Source organism: Micromonospora echinofusca, from assembly GCF_017614955.1.
Classification (GTDB): domain Bacteria; phylum Actinomycetota; class Actinomycetes; order Mycobacteriales; family Micromonosporaceae; genus Micromonospora; species Micromonospora echinofusca_A.
The window spans coordinates 1-1,808 of record NZ_WVUH01000612.1; the positions used below are offsets into that span (position 1 = coordinate 1).

At 75.4% G+C, this 1,808-nt stretch carries 1 protein-coding gene and 1 pseudogene; one reads left to right on the forward strand and one right to left on the reverse strand.

Annotated features, from left to right (window positions below; translation table 11 throughout):
- Positions 1-9 precede the first annotated feature (9 nt).
- A complete protein-coding gene (locus GSF22_RS33295; RefSeq protein ID WP_208817877.1) occupies positions 10-1,338 on the reverse strand; it encodes a ribonuclease D in 1,329 nt (442 codons plus the stop codon).
- A 276-nt stretch (positions 1,339-1,614) separates the two neighbouring features.
- On the opposite strand from GSF22_RS33295, the pseudogene GSF22_RS33300 reads away from it, so the two are divergent.
- Positions 1,615-1,808 (forward strand): annotated as a pseudogene (locus GSF22_RS33300) (hypothetical protein); the annotation flags it as partial.

Consider the following 1,808-nt stretch of genomic DNA (forward strand, 5'->3'; position numbering starts at 1 on the left):
GGTCAGGGGTCAGGGGGTGGGTGCGGGATCCGGCAGGGCGGCAGCCAGTTCCGTGCCGAGCAGACCGAGCTGCCAGTTGCGCGCCCCGTACCCACGGAGCACCTCGGTGACGGTCTGCGGGGTGATCTCCTCCGGCGGTACCCAGGCGAGCCGGCGCACCGAGTCCGGCGCGATCAGGTTCTCCGGCGGCAGGTGGTGCTCCGCCGCGATCCGGGTCACCACCTCCCGGCACCGGGCCAGCCGGGCCGCCGCGACCGGGTCCCGTTCCGCCCAGCGGTGCGGCGGGGGCGGCCCCTCGATCGTCGGCGTCACCGGCAGCTCGTCGTCCGGCAGCCGTCGGGCGTTGTCCAGCGCCTCCAACCAGGTACGCGCCAGCCGGCGTACCGACCGGCCGCCGAAACCCGGCAGGGTGAGCAGCGTCCGCTCGTCCCGTGGGTCCAGCTCGGCGGCGGCGACGATCGAGGCGTCGGGGAGGACCCGTCCCGGAGCGGAGTCCCGGCGGGCGGCGATGGTGTCCCGGGCGTACCACAGCGCCCGGACCCGGGCCTGGGCCCGCGCACCACGGACCCGGTGGATGCCGGAGGTGCGCCGCCACGGCTCGGCCCGCACCTTCGGTGGCCGGGTACCCCAGAGCACCAGCGCGGCGAACTCCTCCTCGGCCCACTCGCGCTTGCCCTGCCGGTCCAGCTCGGCGGCCAGGGCGTCGCGCAGGTCGGTGAGCATCTCGACGTCCAGGGCGGCGTACGTCAGCCAGGACTCGGGCAGCGGACGCGTGGACCAGTCGGCTGCCGAGTGGTGCTTCTCCAGGGTGAAGCCGAGTAGCTGCTCGGTCAGCGCGGCCAGTCCGACCCGCTCGAATCCGGCCAGCCGGGCGGCCAGTTCCGTGTCGAAGAGCCGGCGGGGCCGCAGCCCCACCTCGGCCAGGCAGGGCAGGTCCTGACTGGCCGCGTGCAGCACCCATTCCGCGTCGGCGATCGCCGCGTCGAGGGTGCTCAGATCGTCCAGCGGCAACGGGTCGACCAGGGCGGTGCCCGCGCCGGCCCGGCGGAGCTGCACCAGGTACGCCCGTTGGCTGTACCGGTAGCCGGAGGCGCGTTCGGCGTCCAGCGCCACCGGACCGGTGCCGGTGGCGAAACGGGCGACGACCTCGGCCAACTCTTCGGTGGTGGCCACCGGGGTGGGCGTGCCGTCGCGGGGGGCGGTGAGCGGTACGGGCCCGCCGGGCGTTGGGTCGGGCCCCACGGTCTCCGGCTCCGGCGCGGGCGTCGGCAGGCGGTGCGGCTCGTCCCCCGCTCGGCTTTGCGCGGCCCGACGGCGCAGGGGTGGTTCGTCGGTCACCTGACAACCCTAGTGTGCGGCGGGACCCGGCATGTGAAGCCGGTACGGCGAGTCGGCCCCGGCGTGGCGCGCCCGTCCGGTCGGAGGACGACGGATCAGACAGGCGGTGCCACGGATGAGGCAGGCGGTGCCACGGGCCGGCCGGGCGGTACCGCACCGAGCCGGACATCGGGGGAGACAAAGGCCGAGGGTGCAGGTACCGTCCACCTGCCGTTGCCGCCGGGGTTGACCGGTGCTGCGACTGTGTAACGAACGTCTAGGGGAGGGCGTCCGATCATGACTGCCGGGCACGAGCCGTACACCGGCCAGCCGCACCAGCCGTACCAGCCACCGGGGCAGCAGCCGTCCGGCCAACCCGCCAGCGGTGCCGACCGGCCGGGTCCGATGCCACCACGCTTCGAGCCACCGTACGCACCGACCGCGCCGCCCGGCACCTACGGGCGCCCTGCGGCGGCGGTACCCGCCCCACC